This window comes from Pseudomonas sp. SH10-3B (assembly GCF_019891415.1).
Taxonomy (GTDB): Bacteria; Pseudomonadota; Gammaproteobacteria; order Pseudomonadales; family Pseudomonadaceae; genus Aquipseudomonas.
In genome coordinates this window covers 24535-47172 of record NZ_JAFLXD010000024.1, presented here as the reverse complement: position 1 = coordinate 47172, position 22638 = coordinate 24535, and the positions used below count along the sequence as shown (strand labels likewise).

The window sequence follows — 22638 nt, the reverse complement described above, 5'->3', positions numbered from 1 at the left end:
CCGCAGCCATCAGAATTTGAACGCCTGACGACCGATCAGCAGCCAGTGGCCTTTCTGCTTTTGCCAGATCTGGAAGTTCTCGATTTCGGTCGGCACTTCTTTGCCACTGTTCACTGCCAGGGCGGAAAAGTGGTTGCGTACCAGCGCGGTGTCGCCGCTCAGGGTGATGGTCTGTTTCTGCATTTCCAGGGTCTTGAAGCCGCTGCGGCCGGTCTCGATATCGGCGATGAACTCCTGCTTGTTCTGGATCTTGCCGCTGGAGTGGCCGTAGGTGAGGTTCTCGGCAGTCAGGCTCTGGAGCTGCTTGAGGTCTTTATGCAGCATCGCCTGGGTCAGGTGGTCGACCGCTTGGGCGACGTCTTTGTCGGCGGCAGGGGCGGCGGCCACATACCCGCTGAACAGGCACAGAAAACCGATCAGCACTTTGACGTTTTGCATGGGTGTTTCCTTATTGTTGTTGGGAGGTGTACGGGCAACACGTCACTGGATGTGTTGTCGTACAACATTGCAATAGTCGAAGGGCTTTTGGAAAGTAAAATTTGGAATATTTGCGCAGTGCCTTGCGTTGTATAGGCTGGGTGAAGTCTTCAATCTTGTACGATGTCTCATCACAGGTTAAAACTAGTCTCCCGTCTAACAATAAAATAACGGAGATACCCATGGATTTTCCCCCTTCGCCTGCCCGTTCCGAACACAGCCGCCGGGTCTTTCTCCAGCGATCCCTGGCGGTTTCCGCGTCGGTGGCGGTGCTGGGCAACCTACCTCGCCTGGCAGACGCGGCCGAGCCCTTGAGCCAGCGTTATCCAGACCCCCTGATCAAGGTGCTCGACGACAGTTTCCTCGAGCTGCGCCTGTTCAATGCCAGCGTTGAGCGCCTGGCGACCGGTCTGCGCTGGGCCGAAGGACCGGTGTGGATTGGCGATGGCCGCTACCTGCTGCTCAGTGATATTCCCAACAACCGCATCGTGCGTTGGGATGAGGTGACCGACAGCCTGTCGGTGTACCGCGAAAACGCCAACTTCTCCAACGGCATGTGCCGCGATCGCCAGGGCCGCCTGCTGGTGTGCGAAGGTTCGACCACCTCTGGCGAGGGGCGGCGCGTCACTCGCACCGAACATAACGGCAGCATCACGGTGCTGGCGGACAGCTTTGACGGCAAACCCTTCAACTCGCCCAACGACATCGTGTGCAAACGCGATGGTTCGGTGTGGTTCAGCGACCCGCCATTCCAGACCGGCAACAACTACGAAGGCCACAAGATCACCCCCACCCAGCCCCATGGCGTGTATCGCATTGACGCTGACAGCGGCAAGGTCACGCGGGTGATCGACGACCTCAACGGTCCCAACGGCCTGTGCTTTTCGCCGGATGAAAAGACCCTCTACGTGGTGGAGGGGCGCGCCAAGCCCAACCGACTGATCTGGGCGATTGACGTCAAGGACGACGGCACCCTGGGCGAACGGCGCAAGCATATCGAAGGCCTCGAATACGCAGCGCTGGACGGCATCAAGTGCGACGAGAGCGGCAATCTCTGGTGTGGCTGGGGCGGCAATGGCGACCCTAAGGCCGACCTGGAAAAGCTCGACGGCGTGCGCGTGTTCAATTCCCAGGGCAAGGCCATCGGGCATATCTCGCTGCCGGAACGCTGCCCCAACCTGTGCTTTGGCGGCCGCGAAGGCAACCGCTTGTTCATGGCCGGCAGCCATTCGATCTACGCGTTGTTCGTCAATACGCGAGGGGCGGATTTCGCCTGATAGGCGCTGAAAAAATCCACTGTCAGCGCCGGTTGGCCGGCGTTCACAGTGGCTATTTAGCGCTATGCTGCGTGCTCCTGAAACATCAGAGCGTTACGCAAATGGACTTTGATTGGCACAGCGCCCCTATCACCCGCAGCACGCCTGTCACTTCACACTACAAAAACACCCAGAACGTACGCCGTTTCATGCGTGAGCACTGCGGCGCGGGGTTCACGTTCGACCGGCCTTTTATGGCGTGGATTCGCAACGCAACACCCAAGACGATGGGTGACGTGGTGGATGAGTGGCAGCGTCGCAACGAGGACTCCCGAGCATGACACCGGATGAAAAATACCAAGCCGTGCAACAACGCCTCGGCTATCAATTGGATGAATTCAAAGTCGGCGGCAACTACACGCCGCTGGTGCGCGACGGCAACCACCTGTACATCAGCGGGCAGATCCCTCGCGTAGGCGACACGATCATGCTGCCGGGTAAAGTCGGTGACACCTTGACCCTGGCCCAGGCACAAATCGCCGCCGGCATCAGTGCACTGCGCTGCCTGGGCCTGCTCAAGCAGGCGCTCGGCTCCCTGGACCGGATCAAGGCCATCCCGCGGATCACCGTGTATGTGCGCAGCGCCGAGGACTTCGATCAGCAGAGTGAAGTGGCCAACGGCGCCTCGGACCTGTTGCACGAGATCCTCGGCAGTGCCGGGGTGCATACGCGCACGTCAGTGGGGGTGATGCAGTTGCCGAAGTCGGCGGCGGTGGAGATCGACATGATCGCGGTCGCGCACGACTGATGATCAGCCAAGGCATGGTGGTACTGCTCAACTATGGCCTGCACCTGGCGCCGGGTTTGTTGCTGTTTGGCCTGTGGTTCGCGCTGACGCCCAAGTCGCTGCCGGCCATACGCATCCTGATTCTGCTCGCGGCGTTCGTGCTGATGCGCGATGCGATGACGCCCTTGGGCATGTGGGCGCTCAGTGACGAGGTGCAAATCGCCTTTACCGCGAATGCCTTTGTCTTGGCAGCGCTGGGTGGCCTGTCGGTGCTGCTGGTCGTAGGGTTGGCCCAGGTGACGCCGGAGTTGTGGCGCCTGGTGCTGTGGACCCGGGGCAACCGCGCCCTGGGCCTGGCGGTGGGGCTTGCGGGCGGTTGCCTGATCGGTGTGCCGTTGCGGCTCTATCAAGGAATAGAGCCGCACGCGATCCCCGGCTACTGGGTGTGGCTGCCGGGTATGGTGGTGTTGGCCTATGGCGCCAACGCGCTGGAGGAAGTGTTGTTTCGCGGGTTTTTGCAGGGCTACCTTGAACAGCAGGTGACACCGCTGCGAGCGGCGCTGATCAGTGGCGTGGCGTTTGCTGCCTGCCATGCCTTCCTGGCCTTGAGCGTGACCCAACTGGGCTGGCCGGTGTTGCTGTTTACCCTGATCGAAGGGCTGGCCTGCGCACTGGTGCGCATGCGTCATGGCGTGTTGGCTGCGACGGCCTGCCATGGCACGGCAATCCTGCTGATTGCCGTGCCCTACATGGCCTGACTTGAAATGCGGTTAGAACTGTGGGAGGGGGCTTGCTCCCGATTGCAGTAGTTCAGCCACAGATGCATCAACTGACACTCCCTCATCGGGAGCAAGCCCCCTCCCACATTTTTTACCGAGTACACCAGCCCAACTCCAGTTGGCTCCAAGGCCGAAAAATCCAGAGCAAAAGCAGACCGAGATCTACCTGATATATGCAAATCCAAATGTGGGAGGGGGCTTGCTCCCGATGGCAGTGGGTCAGCCACAGATGCATCAACTGACACTCCCTCATCGGGAGCAGGCCCCCTCCCACAGTGAATCAGTTAGTGTGTCGCCAGTGGCGGCGTGCGCGGCGGGATCAGGCGTTTGCTGCCGGTGGCTTCATACGCCGCCGCAAACCGCAGCAACGCTGAATCCTCGTAGGCCCGCCCGGCGAAGGTCAGCCCGACCGGCATGCCGATGTCCGCCATCACGCCCATGGGCACGGTGACGGTAGGCACGCCCAGGTGGCGGATGGCGAGGTTGCCGTTGGCCACCCACACACCGTTGCTCCAGGCAATGTCCGCACTGGCTTCGTTCACATCGGCATCCGCAGGGCCTACATCGGCCACGGTGGGGAACAGCACCGCGTCGAGGCCAAGCTTATCCATCCAGTCTTCCAGGTCGATCCGCCGGGTTTGCTCCAGGCCGCGCAGGCCGTCGGGGACGGTGCTGATCTCGTTCCACGGGGTGATGCCGCGCTCGGCCATGCGCACGTACTCGTCCATGCCGGCTGCGAGGTCGTCTTCACGGTTGGGCAAGGTGCCGGGGTCGTGGGGGAAGATCTTCGGCCCGTCCACATCGGCCAGGCGGTTCAGGGCCGGATCGTTGTTGGCGCGCAGGAAATCATCGAAGGCCCAGGCCGACAGCTCCCACAGTTCATCGTGCAGGAATTCCTTGGACACCAGGCCACGGGTAAACACGGTCGGCGCGCCGGGGCGGTCGCCTTCGCAGTTGGACACCAGCGGGAAATCCACCTCGATGACTTCTGCGCCGGCCGCTTCAAGGGCCTGGCGTGCGTCTTTCCACAAGTCGATCACGCTGGCCCGGGTGTTGATTTTCTGCCCGGTCGGGCCGCCGATGCCGGGCTTCTCGCTGGTGCCGGCCTCGGGGTCGGCGTTGATGTACATGCGCGGCACGCCGAAGCGTTTACCGGCCAGGGCTTCAGTGTTGACCGCCAGTTCAGCGTAAGACGCCGGGCGCACCGAGGCGACGCTGGGGATCGGCACCCACGGCTGCAGGCGCCACAGGTCGCCACGGGTGTCCGGGTCGTCGGCCACCACCACGTCGAGCACTTCCAGCAGGTCGGCCATGGTGCGGGCGTAGGGAACTACCACGTCCATGGTCGGGGTCAACGGCCAGTTGCCGCGCACGGAAATCACCCCACGGGACGGGGTGTAGGCGCACAGGCCATTGTTGGACGCCGGGCCACGGCCGCTGGACCAGGTTTCTTCCGCCAGGCCGAAGGCGGCAAAGCTGGCGGCGGTGGCGGTGCCGGCACCATTGGATGAACCGGAGGCGAACGGCGCGGTGAGGTAGTCGGCGTTATACGGGCTTTCCGCGCGGCCATACACGCCGCGCTGCATGCCGCCATTGGCCATCGGCGGCATGTTGGTCTTGCCCAGGCAGATGGCGCCACCGGCGCGCAGGCGCTCGATGGTGAACGCATCGCGCTGGGCGACAAGGCTGGCAAAGGCCGGGCTGCCCGAGGCGGCCGTCAGCCCTTTGACCAGGTAGCTGTCCTTGGCGGTGTAGGGAATGCCATCCAATGGCCCCAAGGTTTCGCCCTTGGCCCGGCGTGCATCGGAGGCTTGGGCTTCCTTGAGGGCTTCGGGGTTACGCACGACGACGGCGTTGAGGGCGGTAGCGGTCTGCGGACCGTCGTAGGCATCGATCCGCGCAAGGTAAGCCTGGACCAGTTCAACGGCCGTGGTCTGGCCGGATTCGAGCGCCGCGCGCAATTGGGCAATGGAGACTTCGGTAACTTGCATGACGTTTTCTTCGCCGCCTTAAGTTGAGGTATGGCGGCAGTCTACGTACAGATATTTCACAAAACCAGTGCGGCATTTTCCCCATAGGCGGCGCGCATCACCTGCCAGGTGACGTCGTCAGCGGGAATCAGATGTTCGATGCGCAGGGAGGTGAGGGTGATGTCCTGGGGCATGCCGAAGGTGGTGAAGGTGGACAGGAAATTCAGCTCCCCCCGACTGGAATGCAGGCGGGTCAACACCAGCGGCGGCATTTCAGGCGGTGGTGTTGTGTGGGCGGGGGCGGGCAAGCTCGCCAGTAGAGCGGCCAATACCGGATTGCCCAACGCCTCGCGGCTTGCCCGTTGCCAGGCCAGGGTACGGATTTCTTCGGCGTTGATCAGGTGGTCGCCCAGGCCACCGGGTTGCAGCAAGGTGGTCAGCAGGTTCAGGCCTTCCATTGGCGGCGCGACCCCCACCAGCCCCAACAGCACGCCGGTGCTGGCATTCGCCGCCAGCACTTCCCAATGGCTGCCCAGCAGGATCGCCGGGGCCGGATTGTTGGCGTGCAGTACATGGCTGACCGCCTCGCGAACTGCGGCCATGGCCGGGGAGGCGAGCGGGGTAGCGGTATAGCGGGGCGCAAAACCGGCGGCGAGGAACACGCGGTTGCACTGCTCCAGCGGTGTTTCCAGCGCGCTGAGCAGGTGATGCAACGTACCTGGGCTCGGCTTGGCGCGGCCGGTTTCGAGGCAACTGAGGTGGCGCTGGGAAACGCCGGTCATCAGGGCCAGGTCAAGTTGGCTCAGACCAGCCTGTCGGCGTAGCTGGCGCAGATGTTCGCCGGCAGTAGCGGGGTTATCCATGGCGTGACTATGACCTCCGAGGTCATTGCGAGGGGGGCAACCTTATCACTAGGGTGGGCCTCGATCACGTCAAGGAACAGACCATGCACAAACCTTATCTGGCACTCGCCGCTCTGCTGGGCTTTTCGCTGTACACCCTGTTCACGCTGCTCACGGCCGAGCAATCGTTGCTGGCCTTCGGGCGAGAGTTGATATCGCGCCCGGACACCGCGCAGGTCGTCATCGACCTGTACCTGATGGCCGTACTGGCCTGTGTGTGGATGTACCGGGATGCACGGTCGCGGCGGCGGTCGTTGGCGTCGGTACTGCCGTACTTCTTGCTGACGGCGGTGTTCGTCTCGGTGGGGCCGTTGCTCTACATCGTGCTGAAGGGATTTCGGGATGAATGAGCTGTTGCACATCTACGTCCTGTGCGTGCTGGTGCTGTGCCTGAAGATGTTTGGCATTTCCTGCTATCAGGGATTTTTCCGGCTTCGCGGGCTGGCGTTCACCAACCGTGAGGATGCGGCGGTCTTCAAGCGTGCTGCACATCCCGTGGAGTTACCCCAGGTGAGTCGGGCGTCCAGGGCCTGGGCCAATGACCTGGAGAATATCCCGATGTTCTTCGTGCTCGGCGGCTTGTGTATGGCGCTGGGCACTGCCGGTGCGCCCACGGCCTGGTTGTTCGGCGGTTTCACCCTGGCGCGGATGGCCCATACGCTGATGTATCTGGCGCGATGGCAGCCGTGGCGCACGCTGGCGTATGGGCTGGGGGTGGCGTGCCTGTTCGGGCTGGGTGCAATGGTGCTTTACGCATTGCGATGAACCGCAGCGACACCCCCGGTTTTTGTGGCAAGCCCTAACGTCGTTCAGTTAAACGAAGGTGATTCACTGACTGGCATTAGGACAACCGTTTATGGGTTGAGGAATGCCTGGTAGTTGTCCTTGGTGATCTGCTGGTAAGGAATGGTCAGCTCAGCGTCATACGGCTGTTTCTTGACCATCTTCACCGCCAGGTCAATCGAGCCCACTGCCTGCCCTTTGTTGTCCTGGTACGCCGTCACCACCAACTGGCCTTTCTTCACTGCGTCCAAACCGGCCGCGCCGCCATCGCTGCCGGCCACCAGAATATCCTTGCCCGGTTGCATGCCGGCCTGGCTGATCGCCATGGCCGCGCCAATTGCCATTTCATCGGCATTCGCTGCCACGGCGTCGATTTTGCGCCCGGACACGATCCAATTGTTCATCAGGTCAATCGCCTTGCTGCGCTGCCATTCGGCGCTCTGTTCCTCGACGATCTTGATGTCGGGATAGTCCTTGAGCACGTTCTTGACCCCCAGTGTACGGTTGTGGGTGGCGTTGTTGGACAGCAGCCCGAGCATGATCGCAAGGTTGCCCTTGCCACCCATTTTCTCGGCCAGGTAGCGCATCTGGATCTCGCCGGCCTTTATCTCATCCGAGCCGACATACCCCACCCCCGGCGGCACTTCCTTGAATTCGGGACGGCGGTTGACGTACACCAATGGGATCTTGGCTTGCTGCGCATTGACGGTCATTTTCTGTGTGGCGGCGGTATCTACGGCGTTGACGATGATCGCGTCCATGCCCTGGGCGGTGAAGTTCTGCACCTGGTTAAGCTGACGCACCACGTCGCCCTGGGCGTCTTCGAATTGCAGGGTCACGCCGGGCAGTTCCTTGGCGTGGGCGGCCATGTAGTCACGCATTTGCGCGAGAAATACGTCGTCGACCTGGGCGATGCTCACGCCGATACGTATATCGGCCAGCGCCCAGGGGGTGATGGCGAGCGTCAAGAGTGCCGCAAGGAGTTGCTTCTTCATGGTTGTGCTCCGTTGTTTTTGTTGTTGTTAAAGCATTACGCCTGGCGCTTGGCCCGCAGCTGCGTCACGGCGGCGGCGAAGTCCGCGTGCGCCCAGCGTTCGTCGAGGGCTTGCAGCATCAGCTGTTGCCCGGTTTGCGGCGCCAGGCCCTGCAAGGGTGGGTCGGTGTCGAGGTTGGTGGGGAAGGAATAGCCGTCGGCGGTGCAGGCCACCACCGCTGCAATCGCCTGGGCATCCAGGGCGGTATTGGCCAGCAGGGCCGGGTAGACCGCCAGCATCATGCGGTCGCGGTCGAGGGCCTCCATGGGCTTGCCGAAGGCCGAGGATATTTGCAGCAGGTTGGCCATGCGCTGGTGGTCTGCCGTGCGGTTGGTGCCGGCGGCGTGGAACAGCGCCGGGTTGAAGAACAATAGGTCGCCCTTGTTCAGCGGTAATTGCACGGCGTGCTGCTGGAAGTGATCGATAAACTCGGGGCGCCGCCAGGCCAGGTACCCCAGCGCGTATTGCTGGGAAAACGGCAGCAACTGGGTGGGGCCGCTTTCCAGCGGCATCTCCGAATGGGCCACGGCGCCTTGCAACGTCAGGTACTGGGATAGCACATGCAAGGGCAGGGGAAAGCGCTCCACGACATCCGTGGTCTGGAAGCCCAGGTGATAATCACGGTGCGGCTGTTGCGCCTGGCCTCCGGGGTGCACAACGTTCACTTGCGCCGTCACCTGATAGCTCGGGCCCAGCCACGCCTCGGCGATCAATCCCAGCAGCGGGTTGGCGTAATACTCGACAAAGGATTGCGGCGACTGCAGCGCGGCCTTCTGCAGTGAATTCCAGATACGCCCGTTACTGCCGGCCTTGGCAAAGTGGTCGGCGGCCACGCCTTGGGCGGCCTCATGGGCGAAGATCGCCTCAAACACCTGGCTGTGGCGATCCACCACTTCCAGGTCCTCATAGGCGCGACGCACCACCATGACGCCCGGTCCGTCACGAAACAACCGGTGCAGTTCATTCATCACCGTGTGGCGGTCGCTGTTGCGCAAGTTGCGGGCCTGATAGACCGGCACGTTGCTGAGCACTTCAGCGGCCAGGGGATAGTCCTCGGCACGCGCTTGTTGTGCGCAAATCCGCCTGAAATCCTCAATGCGTACATCGTGCGCTTTCGGAAATGCCGACATCACTCACCCCCCAGGCTCAGGGCCTTGAAGGGCTGCGGGCTGCCGCTGTCGGTGCAGCCGACCACGCCTTGCTCCAGGTCGATCACCGAGCCGGTCATCATTCCCGACTCGCGCGACAGCAGGAACGCCACGCTTTGCGCCACCTCTTCGGGCTTGAGCAGGCGACCGAACGGCTGCGCGCGCTCAGCCTCAGTCAGCCAACCGTCCTGGGCACCGTGGTACTGGCGCTGGATCTCATCTTCATGGGGGGTGTCCATCCAGCCGATGTTCAGGCCGTTGACGCGGATACGGTTGCGCATCGCACTGAACGCCACGTTCTTGGTCAGGATCGCCAGCGCACCTTTGGACGCCGCATACGCGCAAAGGAACGATTGTCCGCCATGACCGGTGATGCTCTGGATATTCACCACGGCGCCTTCCACGCCCTGGCTGATCATTAACTTCAAGGCGTCCTGCATGAGGAAAAACGGCGCCCGCACATTCACCGCCATCAGCCGGTCGAACAACTCCGGCGAGGTATCGACAATGGTGCCGCGATCCGACATCCCGGCGCAGTTCACCAGGCCATGCAAGGTGCCGAAGTGGGTGCGGGCAGCCTCGATGATCGCGCGGCAGTCCTCGACCTTTTCCAGGTCGGCTTCGACAAAAAACGCCTGGCAATCCAGCTGCGCCAATTGCCGCACCTGTTCTTCACCCTGGGCGCGGCGGCGCCCGCAAATGATCAGCCCGGCGGCGCCACGTCGGGCCAGGGTATGGGCCACGGCGGCGCCCAGGCCCTGGGTGCTGCCGGTGACGACAAAATATTGGCCGCTGAACGAGGTGACGAGGTCGGCATGGGGCATGGGGTTCTCCTGGATTGTTGTTGTTTTGGTTGCCCGGCTCGACGCCGGACAAAACTGAGACTAGCATTGCAAAACCTCAGTAATACCCAAAAAAGACCTCATAAACACCTCAGGCAAAACCCATGCTCGAACGCGCCAAACACTTCTCCATCAAGCAGCTCGCGACCCAGGCGGGCGTGAGCAAGGCCACGGTTGACCGCGTGCTGCACCAGCGCGGCAGCGTGCATGCCCAGACCCGTCGACGTATCGAGCAGGCGCTGGATGAGCTGGAGTCCCAGGAAAAAAACGGCCTGGCGGTAGGGCGCACCTTCCATGTCGACGTGATCATGCACACGCCCCAGCGCTTCAGCGCCGCGGTGCAGGCGGCGATCACCGCGCAACTGGCTAGCCTGGCCCCGTTTCGTATCGCCCCGCGTTTTCACCTGTTCGAAGAAATCGAACCCCAGGCCATGCACGATCAGTTGCTGCGCTGCCTCGACACCGGCAGCCAGGGCGTGGTGCTCAAGGCCGCCGACGAACCGGCGGTGAACCAGGCCGTCAAGCATCTGATCGCAGCGGGCATCCCGGTGGTGACCTTGGTGACGGACTTGCCGCAAAGCGAGCGTATCGGCTACGTCGGCATGGACAACCGCACCGCCGGCCAGACCGCCGCCTATCTGATGTCACGCTGGCTGCCGGCGTTGCCCCAGGACGTGGCGGTGGTGATCGGCAGTGAGTTGTTCCGTGGCGAAGAAGAGCGCGAGATGGGTTTTCGTGCCTGGCTGCGCGGGCGTGCCCCGCACTTGCGGGTGCTGGATGTCAGCGGCGGCTATGGCGTGTACCCGCGCACCTTCGAGCGGGTCACCCAGGCGCTGCAACAGCATCCCGACCTCAAGGCGGTGTACAGCGTCGGCGGCGGCAACCGTGCGATTGTCGATGCCTTCGCCGCCCTTGATCGCCCGCTGGAGGTGTTTATCGGCCACGACCTCGACGAAGAAAACCGCCAACTGCTGCTGGACGAAAAAATCGCCGCGATCATCGATCACAACCTGCAGATCGATGCCCGCCACGTGTTCCTGCACATCCTGCAATATCACCGGTTGTGGAAGGCCGGGCCGATTGCACCGTCACAGGTGCAGATCGTCACCCCGTTCAACCTGCCGGACTGAGCACTCCCCCCAAACAACAAGATCAGGAGTTCAACCATGCTACGTATCGCCGTCCTAGGTGCCGGGCGCATCGCCAAGATCCACGCCGCCAATGTCGCCGCCCACCCGAATGCCACGCTGGTGCTGGTGGCCGATCCCTGGCGCGAAGGCGTCGATGCGCTCAGCAGCCAACTGGGCTGCGAGGCGGCCTACGATTGCGCCGCTGTCCTCACGCGCAAAGACATCGACGCCGTGGTTATCGGCACCCCTACCGACACCCATATCGACCTGCTGTTGGCGGCGGTCGCCGAGGGCAAGGCGGTACTGTGCGAGAAGCCCATCGACCTTGATATTGCCAAGGCCCGCAGCGCCGCCCAGGCCGTGGAGCGCCAGGGTGGCAAGGTGATGCTCGGCTTTAATCGCCGCTTCGACCCCGACATGCTGCGCCTGCGCCAGGCCCTGGATGCCGGCCAGATCGGCGCAGTGCGCCAAGTGATCATCACCAGCCGCGACCCAGGCCTGGCCCCGCGCGACTACCTGGAACACTCCGGCGGCATCCTGCGCGACATGACCATCCACGACTTCGACACCGCCCGCCACCTGCTCGGCGAGGAACCGGTGGACGTCAGCGCCATCGCCAGCCGCCTGGTGGACCCGAGCCTGGAACAGATCGACGACTACGACAGTGTGATGGTCCTGCTGCGCACCGCCTCCGGCAAGCAATGCCATATCAACTGCTGCCGCCAGGCGGTGTACGGCTACGACCAGCGGGTGGAGGTGTCCGGCGCGCTGGGTGTGCTGCTCACCGACAACCATCGCCCCAGCACCCTGCGCCACTGGAGCGCCGACCACACCGAAGCGCTGGAACCGTTGCAGCACTTCTTTCTGGAGCGTTACGCGGATGCCTATCGCAATGAGCTGACCCAGTTTATCGATGCGCTGAACAACGGCCAGGCACTGCCCACCAGCGTGCGCGATGGGTTGTATGCACTGCATCTGGCGGATTGTGCGTTGGAGTCGGTGAGGACGGGGCGCAGTGTGGCGGTCAATTACGACCTTTCGCTGTAGGAACCAGACCCCGTCCGATCCACCAACCGAATGCTATCCCGTCCGCCACGCTTGGACTCATACAGCGTGGTATCGCCCAGTTCGATCAACGCCGCCAGGCTGGCCGGCGGCTGGTCGAACAGGGTGGCGCCGATGCTCAGGGTCACGGGCGCGGGCGTGGCGAAGGTTTGCGCGGCCAGTTGCTGAAACTGCTCGCGCAGGCTGCTGCCCAGTTCGACGATCTGCTCGGTCGAGGCCGGATTGAGCAGGATCACAAACTCATCACCGCCCAAACGCGCAGCCAGCGCGCCTCGGGGCACGACGGCGCGAATCATCTCGCTCAAGGCGATCAGCACGCGGTCGCCGGCGGTATGGCCGTGGAGGTCGTTGACCGACTTGAAGTTGTCGATGTCGATCAGCAGCAGGGCGCCTGGTTGTTGCGCCGACACCTGTGCCAGCAGGCGCGGCGCGCGCAGGTCCAGGGCGCGGCGGTTGTAGAGGGCGGTGAGCGGGTCGCGGGCAGCGAGGCGGGCGATCTGCTGTTCGCGGCGGTAGCGTTCGGAGCCGGTCATCGACAGCGCAATCAGCATGATCGCCATGGCGCCTTCCACCAGGGACACCTGGATGATTTCGCCCTTGAACGCGGCGAGGTCGATCAAGGTGCCGGGGATCACCACCGACAGTGCCTTGGTCAGGTAGAAAATCCCGTGGACCAGCAGCACATAACGCAGTTGCACCGCGCCGATGCTCAGCGATTTGCCATGGGGTCGCAGCAGGAAACTGGCGCGCAAGGTCGGCAGTGCCACCAGCAACGACTGCACGCCCAACATGGCTTTGGACCATGGCAGGTCGGTCGGAAGCATCAGCATGCCCAGCCAGACTCCCAGCATCAGCCACCACAGCGGTGACAGCCGCACCTGGGTAAAGCGCGCGACTCCGAGCAGAAACAGGCAGTGCGCACCTATCAGCAAGCCGTTGGCAAACCAGATGCCGATGAGCAAGTAGCCATTGATGCGCAGCAAGGCCAGGGTGGAGCCGACGGTGATGATGGCGAAACCGGCGCTCCAGAACAGCAGCGAAGGTTCGCGTACGCTGCGCCATTCGATGGCCAGGTACAGGGCGGCAGCGGCGGCCAGGGCAACGGTAAGTGCCAAAATCGTGGGAGGGTCGAGCGTCATTTCGTGCCGGGTCTGCCTGGGTGTGCGTTTAGACCGGGATTGTAAGCGCACACGCAGGTTTTTCAGAGCACAAAGGATAATGGCACACAGCCATCCGATGATCGGCGGTCTAGACGCCTTTGGTCGACGGCAGCAGTATCGTCAGGATGCCCACCAGCGGCAGGAATGAGCACAGTGTGTAGACGTACTCGATGCCGTGGCTGTCGGCGAGCAGGCCGAGCAATGCCGCACCGATACCGCTGAAACCGAACATCAGGCCGAAGAATATCCCGGCGATCATGCCGACGTTGCCGGGCACCAGTTCCTGGGCGAACACCACGATGGCCGAGAACGCCGAGGCGAGGATAAAACCGATCACCACGCTGAGCACGGCCGTCCAGAACAGGTCGACGTAGGGCAGGGCCAGGGTGAACGGCGCGGCGCCGAGGATCGAGAACCAGATGACCTTCTTGCGCCCGATCTTGTCGCCGATCGGTCCGCCCGCGAAGGTGCCCACGGCCACCGCACCGAGGAACAGGAACAGGTACATCTGCGAACTCGATACCGACAGGTGGAATTTTTCAATCAGGTAGAACGTGAAGTAGCTGGTCAGGCTGGTCATGTAGAAGTACTTGGAGAACACCAGCACCGCCAGCACCACCAGGGCAAACGTCACGCGGCCTTTGGACAAGCCGTGGGTGGCTTTGCCGCCTTGCTTGAGCTTGAACAGGTTGAGGTGGTTGCGGTACCAGCGGCTCAAGCCGTACAGCACCAGGATCGCGAACACGGCAAACAGCCCGAACCAGGCGATGTTGCCCTGGCCGTAGGGAATGATGATCGCCGCCGCAAGCAACGGCCCCAACGCGCTGCCGGTGTTGCCGCCGACCTGGAAGGTCGATTGCGCCAGGCCATAGCGCCCGCCGGAGGCCAGGCGCGCGACGCGCGAGGTTTCCGGGTGGAAGGTCGATGAGCCGACGCCCACTAGGGCTGCCGCCAGCAGGATCGCCGGGAAGCTGCCGACAAACGCCAGCATCAGGATGCCCACCAGGGTGCAGACCATGCCTGCCGGCAGCAGCCACGGCTTGGGATGCCGGTCGGTGTGGTAGCCGATCCAGGGTTGCAGCAGCGAGGCGGTCAGTTGGAAGGTCAGGGTGATCAGGCCGACCTGGGTAAAGCTCAGCCCATAATTGGCTTTGAGCATCGGGTAGATCGACGGCAATACGGCCTGGATCAGGTCATTGATCAGGTGCGCCAGGGCGCAGGCGCCGAGGATACGCATGACTAACGGGCTTACTTGAGGCGGACTCGATGTGGCGGCAGGTGATGCGGTCAAGGTCGACATGCAGGCATTCCATACAAGGCAGCGAACTGGGGCAGCGAGTACTTAAGCTCGCTGCCCATTTCAATTTGTTTCAGAGCTTATGCTAGATTCGCCAAGAATGCCTGTCTCGCGTAATTCGGGAGGCAACCATCGTAAAAAGGGCGAAATGATCAAATCACTGGATAAATTTCTGCAGGAGATCGATGAGGGCGCCTTGGCCGTCATCAGTTCGGCCACCGATTATCCAGAAAATTGGGTGATCCCCGATCACAGCCACGAGAAGCACCAATTACTCTACGCCACCGAAGGCGTGATGGTGGTGCATTCGGCGCACAACCAATGGACGGTGCCGCCCAATCGCGGCTTCTGGATGCCCTGCGGGCAGGTGCACTCGCTGCGCTGTGTGGGCGCGTTGAAGATGCGCAGCGTGTTTGTGCGCCCCGACAGTTTCCCCAACCTGCCGACCGAGACCAAGGCGGTGAGTATTTCGCCGCTGCTGAGCGAGCTGATCAAGGCCTCGGTGAGTCTGAAACCACCGTATGCCGAAGACTCACGGGATGCGCGCATCATGCACTTGATCCTCGACGAACTCGCGCTGTTGCCAGCCTTGCCGCTGTCGCTGCCGCAGCCGGCCGACCCGCGAATCAACCAGATCTGCCTGGCGTGGCAGGATGACCCGGGCGATGCCTCCACCGTGGCGGATTGGAGCGAGCGCCTGGCCCTCGACCAGAAAACCATCCAGCGCCTGTTCCGCAAGGACACCGGCATGACCTTCGGCCAATGGCGCCAGCAGGCGCGGCTGCTGCTGGCGCTGGAGCGCATTGCGGTGGGGCAGAAGATTATCGACGTGGCCCTGGAGCTGGGCTACGAAAGCCCAAGCGCCTTTACCAGCATGTTCAAGAAACAGTTTGGCAAGACGCCGAGTCATTTTTTCCGCTGACGCCGTCGCTATACGCGTCCAGCAGGCCATTAAAGGTGTTGAGGTCCAACGGCCGGCTGAGGAAGTAGCCTTGGCCCTCTTCACAGTCCACCGCCTTGAGCAGGGCTAGGTGTTCGGCGGTTTCAATGCCCTCGGCGGTCACCGTCAGCGCCAGGGCGCGGCCCAGGCCGACGATGGCTTGGATGATCGCCTTGTCGTCGGCACTTTCCTCCAGCCGGGTCAGGAAACTGCGGTCGATTTTCAACCCGTCGAACGGGAACGCACGCAGGTAGCTCAGGGACGAATAGCCGGTGCCGAAGTCATCCATGGCAATGCGGATGCCCAGTTGCTTGAGCGTGCGCATCACCTCAAGTGCGCCGACGGCGTCCTCTAGCATGACGCTTTCGGTTATTTCCAGCTCCAGGCGCGCAGGGTCGATGCCGTAGGCGTCCAGGGCGTAACGCACGCGCTCCACCAGGTTGCCGCGCTTGAACTCGGTGGGTGACAGGTTCACCGAGACGAACAGCGTGTCCGGCCACTGGGCCGCACAGGCACACGCGGTTTCGAGCACCCAGTCGCTCAGCGACAGGATCAGCCCCGACTCTTCGGCAATCGGAATAAAGGTGTCCGGCGCGATCAGGCCGCGCACCGGATGCTGCCAGCGCACCAGGGCTTCGGCCCCCACCATCTGTCCATCGGCAATGCGATAGCGCGGTTGGAAGTGCAGGCGCAGTTCGGCGTGCTTGATCGCAAAGCGCAGATCGCTCTCCAGGCGCCGCCGCTCGATGATCCGCGTATTCATTTCCCCGGAGTAAAAGCGCCAGGTATTGCGCCCGGCAGCCTTGGCCTCATACAGCGCAATATCGGCATAGCGCAGCAGTTCGGTGGCATCGCTGGCGTCGTTGGGTGCCATGGCAATGCCGATACTGGCGCTGATAAACACCTCTTGTTCGTCAATTTTGATCGCCTGCTCGATGGACCCGATCAAGCGCCTGCACAGGCTTTCGACTTCGTCCTGGGTCCCGGCTTCGCTGAGGATCAACACAAACTCATCGCCGCCGACGCGGGCCACCAGGTCACCGTGGCGCACGCAGGCGGCCAGGCGGGCGGATACTTCATTGAGCACCCGATCACCGGCGGCGTGGCCGAGCAGGTCATTGACCGGCTTGAACCGGTCCAGGTCGAGGCTGAGCATCACCAGCGGTTGTTCGGCGCTGGGCAGGGTCTTCAGTTTGCCGTCCAGGAAGGCTTGCAGGCGTGTGCGATTGGGCAACCCGGTGAGGGCGTCGTGTTCGGACAGGTATTCGATGCGCCGACGGGATTCGACTTCTTCGGTCACGTCGGTGGCCGTGCCGCGAAACCCGCCGCAGGGCATTTCCCGCGCCGACAGCCGGGTGGTGCGCTCCTGTCCCTGGGCATCGATATAGCGGCACTGCACACTGACGTCCACGCGCCGACCCGGGGTGCTCAACCATTGCGACAGCAGGTCGGCTTCGGTGTCCAGCAGGTCGCTCATCGCGGCGCCGAGCCAGGCTTGCCGGGCCAGGCCGGTGACGCTTTCGAAACGTTCCGACAGGTAGGTAAAACGCCAGCCGGCATCGATTTCCCAGACCCAGTCGGAACTCGCCTCCACCACATCGCGAAAGCGTGCTTCGCTGGTCGCCAGGGCGTTCTGGCTGTCCAGCAGTGAGGCGTGGCTGGCATCCAGGGCGAGGGCGGCGGCAGTGGCGCGGCGCAGAATCACCCAGGTCATCAGGCACACCAGCAGCGCGGCCAGCCCCAGCAGCGGCAGGCCTACGCCCATCAAGCGCAGGCCGGGTCGCGCAGGTTCCCAGTGCAGGCTGCCGGCGGCGCCGTTATCGCCCAGGGGGAAAACCAGGGTATTGCCGATATCGTCGGGTGTGGCGACGTGCAGCTTGCCCACGCCGAACTCATCGCCGATTGCCGTCAGTTTGGCGCTGTTGAGGACGTCGACGAAGATCAATACCGAGGCTGGCCGGCCATCGGGCTCGACCGTGGGGTCGGTGCCTGGCGTGATCGCGGCGGCGGCCACCAGCGCGGGACTGCCGTGTACGTTGATGAAGGCCGTGACCGGTGTTTCGTTTTCAGCCCCTGCGCGCGCCTGCTCGATGATCTCGGTCAGGGGTTGGTCGAGCCACTGCGAGAGTTCGATGTTTTGCAGCTCGCCCTTGATCACCGAGTAAACCGTGCGATTGTCGTTGTTGACCACAAACAGGCCTTGAAAACCGAAGTCCTGATACAACGTGGCCCCGACATTGCCGCGCGCGTAGGCCCAATCGGTGTCCACCTTCATGTGCAGGTGCTTGTAGGCATCGCTCCAGAAGGCGTAGTCCTTGACGGTCACCCGCAGGGATTTTTCCAGGGACTGCACGGCTTTGCGGGTATAAAACGCGCTTTCCTCCTGTTCCGAATGGTCCAGTTCGTGCGCGAGGTAAACCAGGGAGTAGGCGGCGGCGGCAAAGACCAGGGCCAGCAAGGCCGCGAAATTGAACAGCGATGTACGTGCCAGCGACAGGCTGGTGCGATTGGAGAGCTTGCGCACAATGGGGGCGAGAGAGTTCGGCATATTTCCCGCAGGACGTCGCTGCAAGTAAGGGATATGCCTGGGTATCGGCTGTCTGGGCCGAATAATTAGGTTGTCAGGGGGCGTTATTCGCGCTGGAGCACGGCTTCACCGGAACGCTGTCGCCGTACCCGCTCCACTCCTGCATCTGCTTCCTGTGGCGAGCGGGCTTGTCCCGCGTTGGGCTGCGTAGCAGCCCCAAAACCAGACGCAGAGAAGTGTCTGATACACGGCATTCGTCTTCATCAGGGGCGCTTTGCACCCCAACGCTATCTGCTGGGCGTTCAGTATGCCCCGGCCTGGCGCATGAGGGTCTATCGAGATCACTTCAAGTGACTGTTGAAGAAGCTGGTGAGCTTGGCGAAGGGGATCAGATTGACCCGGTCGTAGAGGTCCACATGGCCGGCATTCGGGATGATCACCAGCTCCTTGGGCTCTGCGGCACGGTTGTAGGCGTCTTCGCTGAACTCAAGGGAGTGCGCATCGGCACCGGCAATCAGCAACAGCGGGCGAGGCGAAATCGTCTCGATGTCGTTGAACGGGTAGAAGTTCATGAACTTCACGTTGCTGGTCAGCGTCGGCATGGTGGTGGTCTGCGGCGACGCGCCGGCCGGTGTGACTTCGCCGCGCGGTGTGCGGTAGAAATCGAAAAACTCATCGCCAATCGGGTTGCCGGTCCGCTTGAGCGGCGTGCCGCTGGTGTAGAGGGTCTCGCCGCCCTGGAATTCCACGTAACGCTGGTTGGCCGCCTGCACCAGCACCTGCCGGCGTTGTTCCGCTGTCATGCCGTGCTTGAGGCCGTTGCGGTTGGCGGCGCCCATGTCGTACATGCTGACCGTGGCAATGGCCTTGAGGCGAGGGTCGATCTTTGCCGCCGCAATGGCAAAGCTGCCGCTGCCGCAGATGCCGATCACGCCGATGCGCTCACGGTCGACCAGTGGCCGGGTGCCGAGGAAGTCCACGGCGGCGCTGAAGTCTTCGGCGTAGAGGTCGGGCAGCACCGCATTGCGTGGTGTGCCTGCGCTTTCGCCCCAGAACGACAGGTCCAGCGAGAGGGTGACAAAGCCCTGTTCGGCCATTTTGGTGGCGTAGAGGTTGGCGCTCTGTTCTTTGACGGCGCCCATCGGGTGGCCGACGATCAGCGCGGCATTTTTCGAGGCCGGGGCGAGCTGTTTGGGCACGAACAGGTTGCCCGCCACCGGCATGCCGTATTGATTGTTGAAGGTGACTTTTTCGACGGTCACCTTGTCGCTTGTGTAGAAGTTGTTTGCACCGTTGGACATGTCGGCTCCCAGAGAAGAGAACGAAATCACCAGCAGACTCAGGGTGAGCAAGAGGCTTTTCATGGGTGGATCCTTGAGAAGGGGGTCGGCACATTTTCCCGACGTGGCCCACGGTTCTGTAGTGCGTTCCAGTGGATTACTTGCCTGATCCTCTGAGTCTGGCGGGTTGCCGGGGACGCAAGCGGGCCGGTCGGGGTAAAGTCCAACGATCAGAGAAAAGGGCTCTTTATGAAGATCAACCAAACGCCCCTGGACGTGCTGGTCCACGCCATCGGCTCAAGGGTCGGCGTACCCGGCGACTACCCCATGCCCATCCCCGGCCTGGGCTTTTATCGGCGTGAGCAGCCCGCGACGCCCGTGGTGTGCATGGTCGAGCCGAGCATCGTGCTGGTTGCCCAGGGCGAGAAGCGGCTGTGGGTCGGCGGCGAAGGGTACCCGTATGACACGGCGCGATTTTTGGTCACGTCGCTGGATATACCGGCCAACTCCGAAGTGCTGGTTGCCAGCCCGACCCGCCCGTGCCTGGGCCTGACCTTCAAGCTCGACCTGCGCATCCTCGCCGAGCTGATCGCCCAGGGGGAGTTGCCGCCAACGCGGGAGCGGGCGGTGATGAAAGGCGTGGGGATTGGGGGCGTGACCGGCGCCATGCTCGCATCCTTTGCGCGCCTGGTTGAATTGCTTGATGAGCCCGAATCGATAGCGGTGCTCGCGCCCTTGATCCAGCGTGAGATTCACTTCCGACTATTGCAGAGCGACCAGGCCGGCCGACTGCGCCAGATCTGTTCTGTGGACGGGCAGGGTTATCGGATTGCGCGGGCGATCGACTGGCTCAAGCTCAATTACGACGTGCCGCTCCGCGTAGAGGAGTTGGCCGCGCGCGTGCAGATGAGCGCGGCGACCTTTCACCATCACTTTCGCCAGCTGACGGCGATGAGCCCGTTGCAGTATCAGAAATGGCTGCGCCTCAACGAGGCGCGGCGTTTGATGTTGAACGAGCATCGGGACGTGTCCAGCGCGGCGTTCAAGGTCGGCTATGAAAGCCCGTCGCAGTTCAGTCGCGAATACAGCCGGCTGTTTGGTGTGCCGCCCAAGCGCGATATGGCCATGCTGCGCGGCAAAGCGCTGGTCACTGATCCGTTGTCGTCAAGTTAGCGTAGAAAATGCAGCCGATCAGCCGCGCAAACAGGCTGAGGGTTTCCGGCAGGTTGGGGTCGTCAAACAGCATCGCCCGGGAATCCAGCGCACACAGCGCGCCGAACAGGCGACCATCCGGCAGGAAGATCGGCGCGCCGGCGTAGCTCTCGATGGCGTATTGCTTGACCACCGGGCGGGTGGCTAAACGACCATTGGCGCTGACCTGCGGGATGAACAGGGTCTGCGGGTTGATGCAGAACTCGCTGCAGAGGGTGGTTTCCAGGTCGAGCACGTCGTCGACGTGAATGCCCATGTCGGCGGTGTCGTGCACCGAGCAGACGATCCATTCCAGGTCGGTGAACTTGGCGATGCCGGCAAAGCGCATGCCGGTCAGGCGGGTGACCAATTGCAGAATGCTGGTGGTGGCTTCGATTTCGGCGATGGCAGCGCGTTCGTCGGCGCTGAGTAACGAGTGTGTATCGGTGAAGCTTGCAAGCATGGTTGAACACTCCAGTGGCGTGGCGGACCTTGCCGCCACGCTTGGTCAGGTCTTAATTGATACGCGGATGCTGCTGGACCAGATTCTGGCGCTTGGCTTCCAACTCGGCAATCTCGGCGTCGATGTCTTCGATTTTCTGCTCGATATTGTCGTGATGTTCCTGCAGCAGTTCCTTGGCTTCTTCCATATCGGAAGCCGCCGGCGCGGCGCCGCGCAGGGGTTTGTTGGCGGTTTCCTTCATGGTCAGGCCGGTGATCAGGCCGATCACGGCAAATACCATCAGGTAGTAGGCGGGCATGTACAGGTCGTTGGTGCTCTCCACCAGCCAGGCCACAGCAGTGGGGGTGACACCGGCAATCAACACCGAGACGTTGAAGGCACTGGCCAGCGCGCTGTAGCGCAGGTGGGTGGGGAACATCGCGGGCAACGTCGAAGCCATCACGCCGATAAAGAAGTTCAGCACCACTGCCAGGATCAACAGGCCGCCGAAGATCAGGCCGGTCTTGCCGCTGGTAATCAGCATGAATGCGGGGATGGACAGGAACAGCAGACCGATACTGCCGGCGATGATGAAGGGCTTGCGGCCGATCTTGTCGCTGACAAAACCAATGAACGGCTGCACGAACAGCATGCCGACCATGATCGCGATGATGATCAGCACGCCGCTGTTTTCAGGGTAATGCAGGTTATGGGACAGGTAGCTTGGCATGTACGTGAGCAGCATGTAGTACGTCACGTTGGTGGCCGCGACAATGCCGATGCAGGTCAGCAGGCTGCGCCAATGCTTGGTGGCGATTTCCTTGAAGGATACTTTGGGGCCGTGGGTCAGGCCTTCGCGGTCGCCTTGTTCGAGCTTGTCGACATGCTGTTGGAACGCCGGGGTTTCTTCCAGTGCGTGGCGCAGGTACAGGCCGATCATGCCCAGGGGCAGGGCGAGGAAGAACGGCAGGCGCCAGCCCCAGGCCTCGAAGTCGGCCTCGCCGAGCACCGTGGAGATCAGCACCACTACACCGGCACCCAGCACAAAACCGGCGATGGAGCCGAAGTCCAGCCAGCTGCCAAGGAAGCCGCGCTTGCGGTCCGGCGCGTATTCGGCGACGAAAATCGAGGCGCCGGTGTATTCACCGCCCACCGAGAAACCCTGGGCCATTTTGCACAGCAGCAACAGGATCGGTGCCCAGATGCCGATGGAGGCATACCCAGGAATCAGGCCGATGGCGAAGGTGCTCAGCGACATGATCACAATGGTCGCTGCGAGGACTTTCTGGCGTCCGTATTTATCCCCCAGGGCGCCGAAGAACAGACCGCCCAGGGGCCGAATCAGGAACGGCACGGAGAAGGTCGCCAGTGCGGCGATCATTTGTACGCTGGGGGAGGCACCGGGGAAAAACACCTTGCCCAAGACGTAGGCGACAAACCCGTAGACGCCGAAGTCGAACCATTCCATGGCGTTACCCAGTGCGGCGGCGGTGATCGCCTTGCGCATCTTGGCGTCGTCGACGATGGTGATGTCTTTCAAACCGATGGGTTTGACGCTTTTCTTACGTAATTTCATGCGAACCACTCTAAAACAGAACAGGGGAGGTGCCATCGTTGCAATAGCACCG

22 protein-coding genes are annotated in these 22638 nt (G+C 62.4%); 10 read left to right on the top strand and 12 right to left on the bottom strand.

Annotated elements, in window-relative coordinates:
* Nucleotides 1–9: 9 nt before the first annotated feature.
* Entirely contained in the window at nt 10–438 is a 429-nt protein-coding gene (locus J1G35_RS18400; RefSeq protein WP_024075865.1) for a nuclear transport factor 2 family protein, read from the bottom strand.
* Nucleotides 439–659: 221 nt separating this feature from the next.
* Between J1G35_RS18400 and J1G35_RS18395 the strand changes: the two genes are divergently transcribed.
* The 4 genes from J1G35_RS18395 to J1G35_RS18380 all read left to right on the top strand — a co-directional run bounded on the left by J1G35_RS18395 (nt 660) and on the right by J1G35_RS18380 (nt 3278).
* Complete coding sequence (locus J1G35_RS18395) at nt 660–1754, top strand: SMP-30/gluconolactonase/LRE family protein (protein ID WP_223015668.1); 1095 nt, start codon at nt 660–662, stop codon at nt 1752–1754.
* Between the two features lie 101 nt (nt 1755–1855).
* Nucleotides 1856–2074 carry a DUF6434 domain-containing protein gene (locus tag J1G35_RS18390; RefSeq protein ID WP_065928033.1) on the top strand — a complete coding sequence of 73 codons (219 nt, stop codon included), beginning with the start codon at nt 1856–1858 and terminating at the stop codon, nt 2072–2074.
* On the top strand, nt 2071–2541 hold the full coding sequence (locus J1G35_RS18385) for a RidA family protein (RefSeq protein ID WP_223015667.1): 471 nt from the start codon (nt 2071–2073) through the stop codon (nt 2539–2541). Before J1G35_RS18390 ends, J1G35_RS18385 begins: the two co-directional genes overlap by 4 nt.
* On the top strand, nt 2541–3278 hold the full coding sequence (locus J1G35_RS18380) for a CPBP family intramembrane glutamic endopeptidase (protein WP_223015666.1): 738 nt from the start codon (nt 2541–2543) through the stop codon (nt 3276–3278). Before J1G35_RS18385 ends, J1G35_RS18380 begins: the two co-directional genes overlap by 1 nt.
* Nucleotides 3279–3583: 305 nt before the next feature.
* On the opposite strand, the gene J1G35_RS18375 is transcribed toward J1G35_RS18380, so the two are convergent.
* Together J1G35_RS18375 and J1G35_RS18370 are read right to left on the bottom strand one after the other, a co-directional pair.
* A complete protein-coding gene (locus J1G35_RS18375; RefSeq protein ID WP_223015665.1) occupies nt 3584–5290 on the bottom strand; it encodes an amidase in 1707 nt (568 codons plus the stop codon).
* A 56-nt stretch (nt 5291–5346) separates the two neighbouring features.
* The gene (locus tag J1G35_RS18370; protein ID WP_223015664.1) at nt 5347–6132 is read right to left on the bottom strand and encodes a helix-turn-helix domain-containing protein; all 786 of its coding nucleotides are present in this window, start codon (nt 6130–6132) and stop codon (nt 5347–5349) included.
* Nucleotides 6133–6215: 83 nt separating this feature from the next.
* Here J1G35_RS18370 and J1G35_RS18365 point away from each other — a divergent pair, with 83 nt between their 5' ends.
* Nucleotides 6216–6521, top strand: a complete 306-nt coding sequence (locus J1G35_RS18365) for a DUF2834 domain-containing protein (protein ID WP_223015663.1) — start codon at nt 6216–6218, stop codon at nt 6519–6521.
* Nucleotides 6514–6936: an MAPEG family protein gene (locus tag J1G35_RS18360; RefSeq protein ID WP_223015662.1), complete on the top strand. Its 423-nt coding sequence runs from the start codon at nt 6514–6516 to the stop codon at nt 6934–6936. Before J1G35_RS18365 ends, J1G35_RS18360 begins: the two co-directional genes overlap by 8 nt.
* Nucleotides 6937–7025: 89 nt before the next feature.
* On the opposite strand, the gene J1G35_RS18355 is transcribed toward J1G35_RS18360, so the two are convergent.
* Genes J1G35_RS18355 through J1G35_RS18345 form a run of 3 tightly spaced genes read right to left on the bottom strand, consistent with a single transcriptional unit; the run spans nt 7026 to nt 9960 of the window.
* The gene (locus J1G35_RS18355; protein ID WP_053133794.1) at nt 7026–7949 is read right to left on the bottom strand and encodes a sugar ABC transporter substrate-binding protein; all 924 of its coding nucleotides are present in this window, start codon (nt 7947–7949) and stop codon (nt 7026–7028) included.
* A gap of 35 nt (nt 7950–7984) precedes the next feature.
* A complete protein-coding gene (locus tag J1G35_RS18350; RefSeq protein ID WP_223015661.1) occupies nt 7985–9118 on the bottom strand; it encodes a phytanoyl-CoA dioxygenase family protein in 1134 nt (377 codons plus the stop codon).
* Nucleotides 9118–9960 carry an SDR family oxidoreductase gene (locus J1G35_RS18345; protein WP_223015660.1) on the bottom strand — a complete coding sequence of 281 codons (843 nt, stop codon included), beginning with the start codon at nt 9958–9960 and terminating at the stop codon, nt 9118–9120. The genes J1G35_RS18350 and J1G35_RS18345 overlap by 1 nt, the downstream gene beginning before the upstream one ends.
* A 122-nt stretch (nt 9961–10082) precedes the next feature.
* On the opposite strand from J1G35_RS18345, the gene J1G35_RS18340 reads away from it, so the two are divergent.
* Complete coding sequence (locus J1G35_RS18340) at nt 10083–11108, top strand: LacI family DNA-binding transcriptional regulator (protein WP_053133804.1); 1026 nt, start codon at nt 10083–10085, stop codon at nt 11106–11108.
* A 36-nt stretch (nt 11109–11144) separates the two neighbouring features.
* On the top strand, nt 11145–12155 hold the full coding sequence (gene iolG, locus J1G35_RS18335) for an inositol 2-dehydrogenase (protein WP_223015659.1): 1011 nt from the start codon (nt 11145–11147) through the stop codon (nt 12153–12155).
* On the opposite strand, the gene J1G35_RS18330 is transcribed toward iolG, so the two are convergent.
* Together J1G35_RS18330 and J1G35_RS18325 are read right to left on the bottom strand one after the other, a co-directional pair.
* Entirely contained in the window at nt 12137–13312 is a 1176-nt protein-coding gene (locus J1G35_RS18330; protein WP_223015658.1) for a GGDEF domain-containing protein, read from the bottom strand. The two genes, iolG and J1G35_RS18330, sit on opposite strands and share 19 nt — an antisense overlap.
* Nucleotides 13313–13421: 109 nt before the next feature.
* On the bottom strand, nt 13422–14633 hold the full coding sequence (locus J1G35_RS18325) for an MFS transporter (RefSeq protein WP_223015657.1): 1212 nt from the start codon (nt 14631–14633) through the stop codon (nt 13422–13424).
* Between the two features lie 97 nt (nt 14634–14730).
* Here J1G35_RS18325 and J1G35_RS18320 point away from each other — a divergent pair, with 97 nt between their 5' ends.
* Nucleotides 14731–15552, top strand: coding sequence for a helix-turn-helix transcriptional regulator (locus J1G35_RS18320; RefSeq protein ID WP_223015656.1), 822 nt, complete (start codon nt 14731–14733; stop codon nt 15550–15552).
* Here the strand turns inward: J1G35_RS18320 and J1G35_RS18315 are convergent.
* Entirely contained in the window at nt 15509–18118 is a 2610-nt protein-coding gene (locus tag J1G35_RS18315; protein WP_223015655.1) for an EAL domain-containing protein, read from the bottom strand. The two genes, J1G35_RS18320 and J1G35_RS18315, sit on opposite strands and share 44 nt — an antisense overlap.
* A gap of 320 nt (nt 18119–18438) precedes the next feature.
* Nucleotides 18439–19461 (bottom strand): alpha/beta hydrolase, encoded by a 1023-nt coding sequence (locus tag J1G35_RS18310; RefSeq protein WP_223015654.1) that lies wholly within the window; start codon nt 19459–19461, stop codon nt 18439–18441.
* A 165-nt stretch (nt 19462–19626) separates the two neighbouring features.
* On the opposite strand from J1G35_RS18310, the gene J1G35_RS18305 reads away from it, so the two are divergent.
* Entirely contained in the window at nt 19627–20550 is a 924-nt protein-coding gene (locus J1G35_RS18305; RefSeq protein WP_223015653.1) for an AraC family transcriptional regulator, read from the top strand.
* Here J1G35_RS18305 and J1G35_RS18300 read toward each other — a convergent pair.
* Both J1G35_RS18300 and proP read right to left on the bottom strand, forming a co-directional pair.
* Entirely contained in the window at nt 20525–21031 is a 507-nt protein-coding gene (locus tag J1G35_RS18300) for a GAF domain-containing protein (RefSeq protein WP_053133827.1), read from the bottom strand. The two genes, J1G35_RS18305 and J1G35_RS18300, sit on opposite strands and share 26 nt — an antisense overlap.
* 52 nt (nt 21032–21083) lie before the next feature.
* Nucleotides 21084–22586 carry a glycine betaine/L-proline transporter ProP gene (gene proP / locus J1G35_RS18295; protein WP_053133830.1) on the bottom strand — a complete coding sequence of 501 codons (1503 nt, stop codon included), beginning with the start codon at nt 22584–22586 and terminating at the stop codon, nt 21084–21086.
* Nucleotides 22587–22638: the final 52 nt, after the last annotated feature.

Bases quoted from the DNA above. Each gene is read 5' to 3' on its own strand.
- J1G35_RS18400 (WP_024075865.1), bottom strand. From the start codon at position 438: ATGCAAAACGTCAAAGTGCTGATCGGTTTTCTGTGCCTGTTCAGCGGG.
- J1G35_RS18395 (WP_223015668.1), top strand. From the start codon at position 660: ATGGATTTTCCCCCTTCGCCTGCCCGTTCCGAACACAGCCGCCGGGTC.
- J1G35_RS18390 (WP_065928033.1), top strand. From the start codon at position 1,856: ATGGACTTTGATTGGCACAGCGCCCCTATCACCCGCAGCACGCCTGTC.
- J1G35_RS18385 (WP_223015667.1), top strand. From the start codon at position 2,071: ATGACACCGGATGAAAAATACCAAGCCGTGCAACAACGCCTCGGCTAT.
- J1G35_RS18380 (WP_223015666.1), top strand. From the start codon at position 2,541: ATGATCAGCCAAGGCATGGTGGTACTGCTCAACTATGGCCTGCACCTG.
- J1G35_RS18375 (WP_223015665.1), bottom strand. From the start codon at position 5,290: ATGCAAGTTACCGAAGTCTCCATTGCCCAATTGCGCGCGGCGCTCGAA.
- J1G35_RS18370 (WP_223015664.1), bottom strand. From the start codon at position 6,132: ATGGATAACCCCGCTACTGCCGGCGAACATCTGCGCCAGCTACGCCGA.
- J1G35_RS18365 (WP_223015663.1), top strand. From the start codon at position 6,216: ATGCACAAACCTTATCTGGCACTCGCCGCTCTGCTGGGCTTTTCGCTG.
- J1G35_RS18360 (WP_223015662.1), top strand. From the start codon at position 6,514: ATGAATGAGCTGTTGCACATCTACGTCCTGTGCGTGCTGGTGCTGTGC.
- J1G35_RS18355 (WP_053133794.1), bottom strand. From the start codon at position 7,949: ATGAAGAAGCAACTCCTTGCGGCACTCTTGACGCTCGCCATCACCCCC.
- J1G35_RS18350 (WP_223015661.1), bottom strand. From the start codon at position 9,118: ATGTCGGCATTTCCGAAAGCGCACGATGTACGCATTGAGGATTTCAGG.
- J1G35_RS18345 (WP_223015660.1), bottom strand. From the start codon at position 9,960: ATGCCCCATGCCGACCTCGTCACCTCGTTCAGCGGCCAATATTTTGTC.
- J1G35_RS18340 (WP_053133804.1), top strand. From the start codon at position 10,083: ATGCTCGAACGCGCCAAACACTTCTCCATCAAGCAGCTCGCGACCCAG.
- iolG (WP_223015659.1), top strand. From the start codon at position 11,145: ATGCTACGTATCGCCGTCCTAGGTGCCGGGCGCATCGCCAAGATCCAC.
- J1G35_RS18330 (WP_223015658.1), bottom strand. From the start codon at position 13,312: ATGACGCTCGACCCTCCCACGATTTTGGCACTTACCGTTGCCCTGGCC.
- J1G35_RS18325 (WP_223015657.1), bottom strand. From the start codon at position 14,633: ATGTCGACCTTGACCGCATCACCTGCCGCCACATCGAGTCCGCCTCAA.
- J1G35_RS18320 (WP_223015656.1), top strand. From the start codon at position 14,731: ATGCCTGTCTCGCGTAATTCGGGAGGCAACCATCGTAAAAAGGGCGAA.
- J1G35_RS18315 (WP_223015655.1), bottom strand. From the start codon at position 18,118: ATGCCGAACTCTCTCGCCCCCATTGTGCGCAAGCTCTCCAATCGCACC.
- J1G35_RS18310 (WP_223015654.1), bottom strand. From the start codon at position 19,461: ATGAAAAGCCTCTTGCTCACCCTGAGTCTGCTGGTGATTTCGTTCTCT.
- J1G35_RS18305 (WP_223015653.1), top strand. From the start codon at position 19,627: ATGAAGATCAACCAAACGCCCCTGGACGTGCTGGTCCACGCCATCGGC.
- J1G35_RS18300 (WP_053133827.1), bottom strand. From the start codon at position 21,031: ATGCTTGCAAGCTTCACCGATACACACTCGTTACTCAGCGCCGACGAA.
- proP (WP_053133830.1), bottom strand. From the start codon at position 22,586: ATGAAATTACGTAAGAAAAGCGTCAAACCCATCGGTTTGAAAGACATC.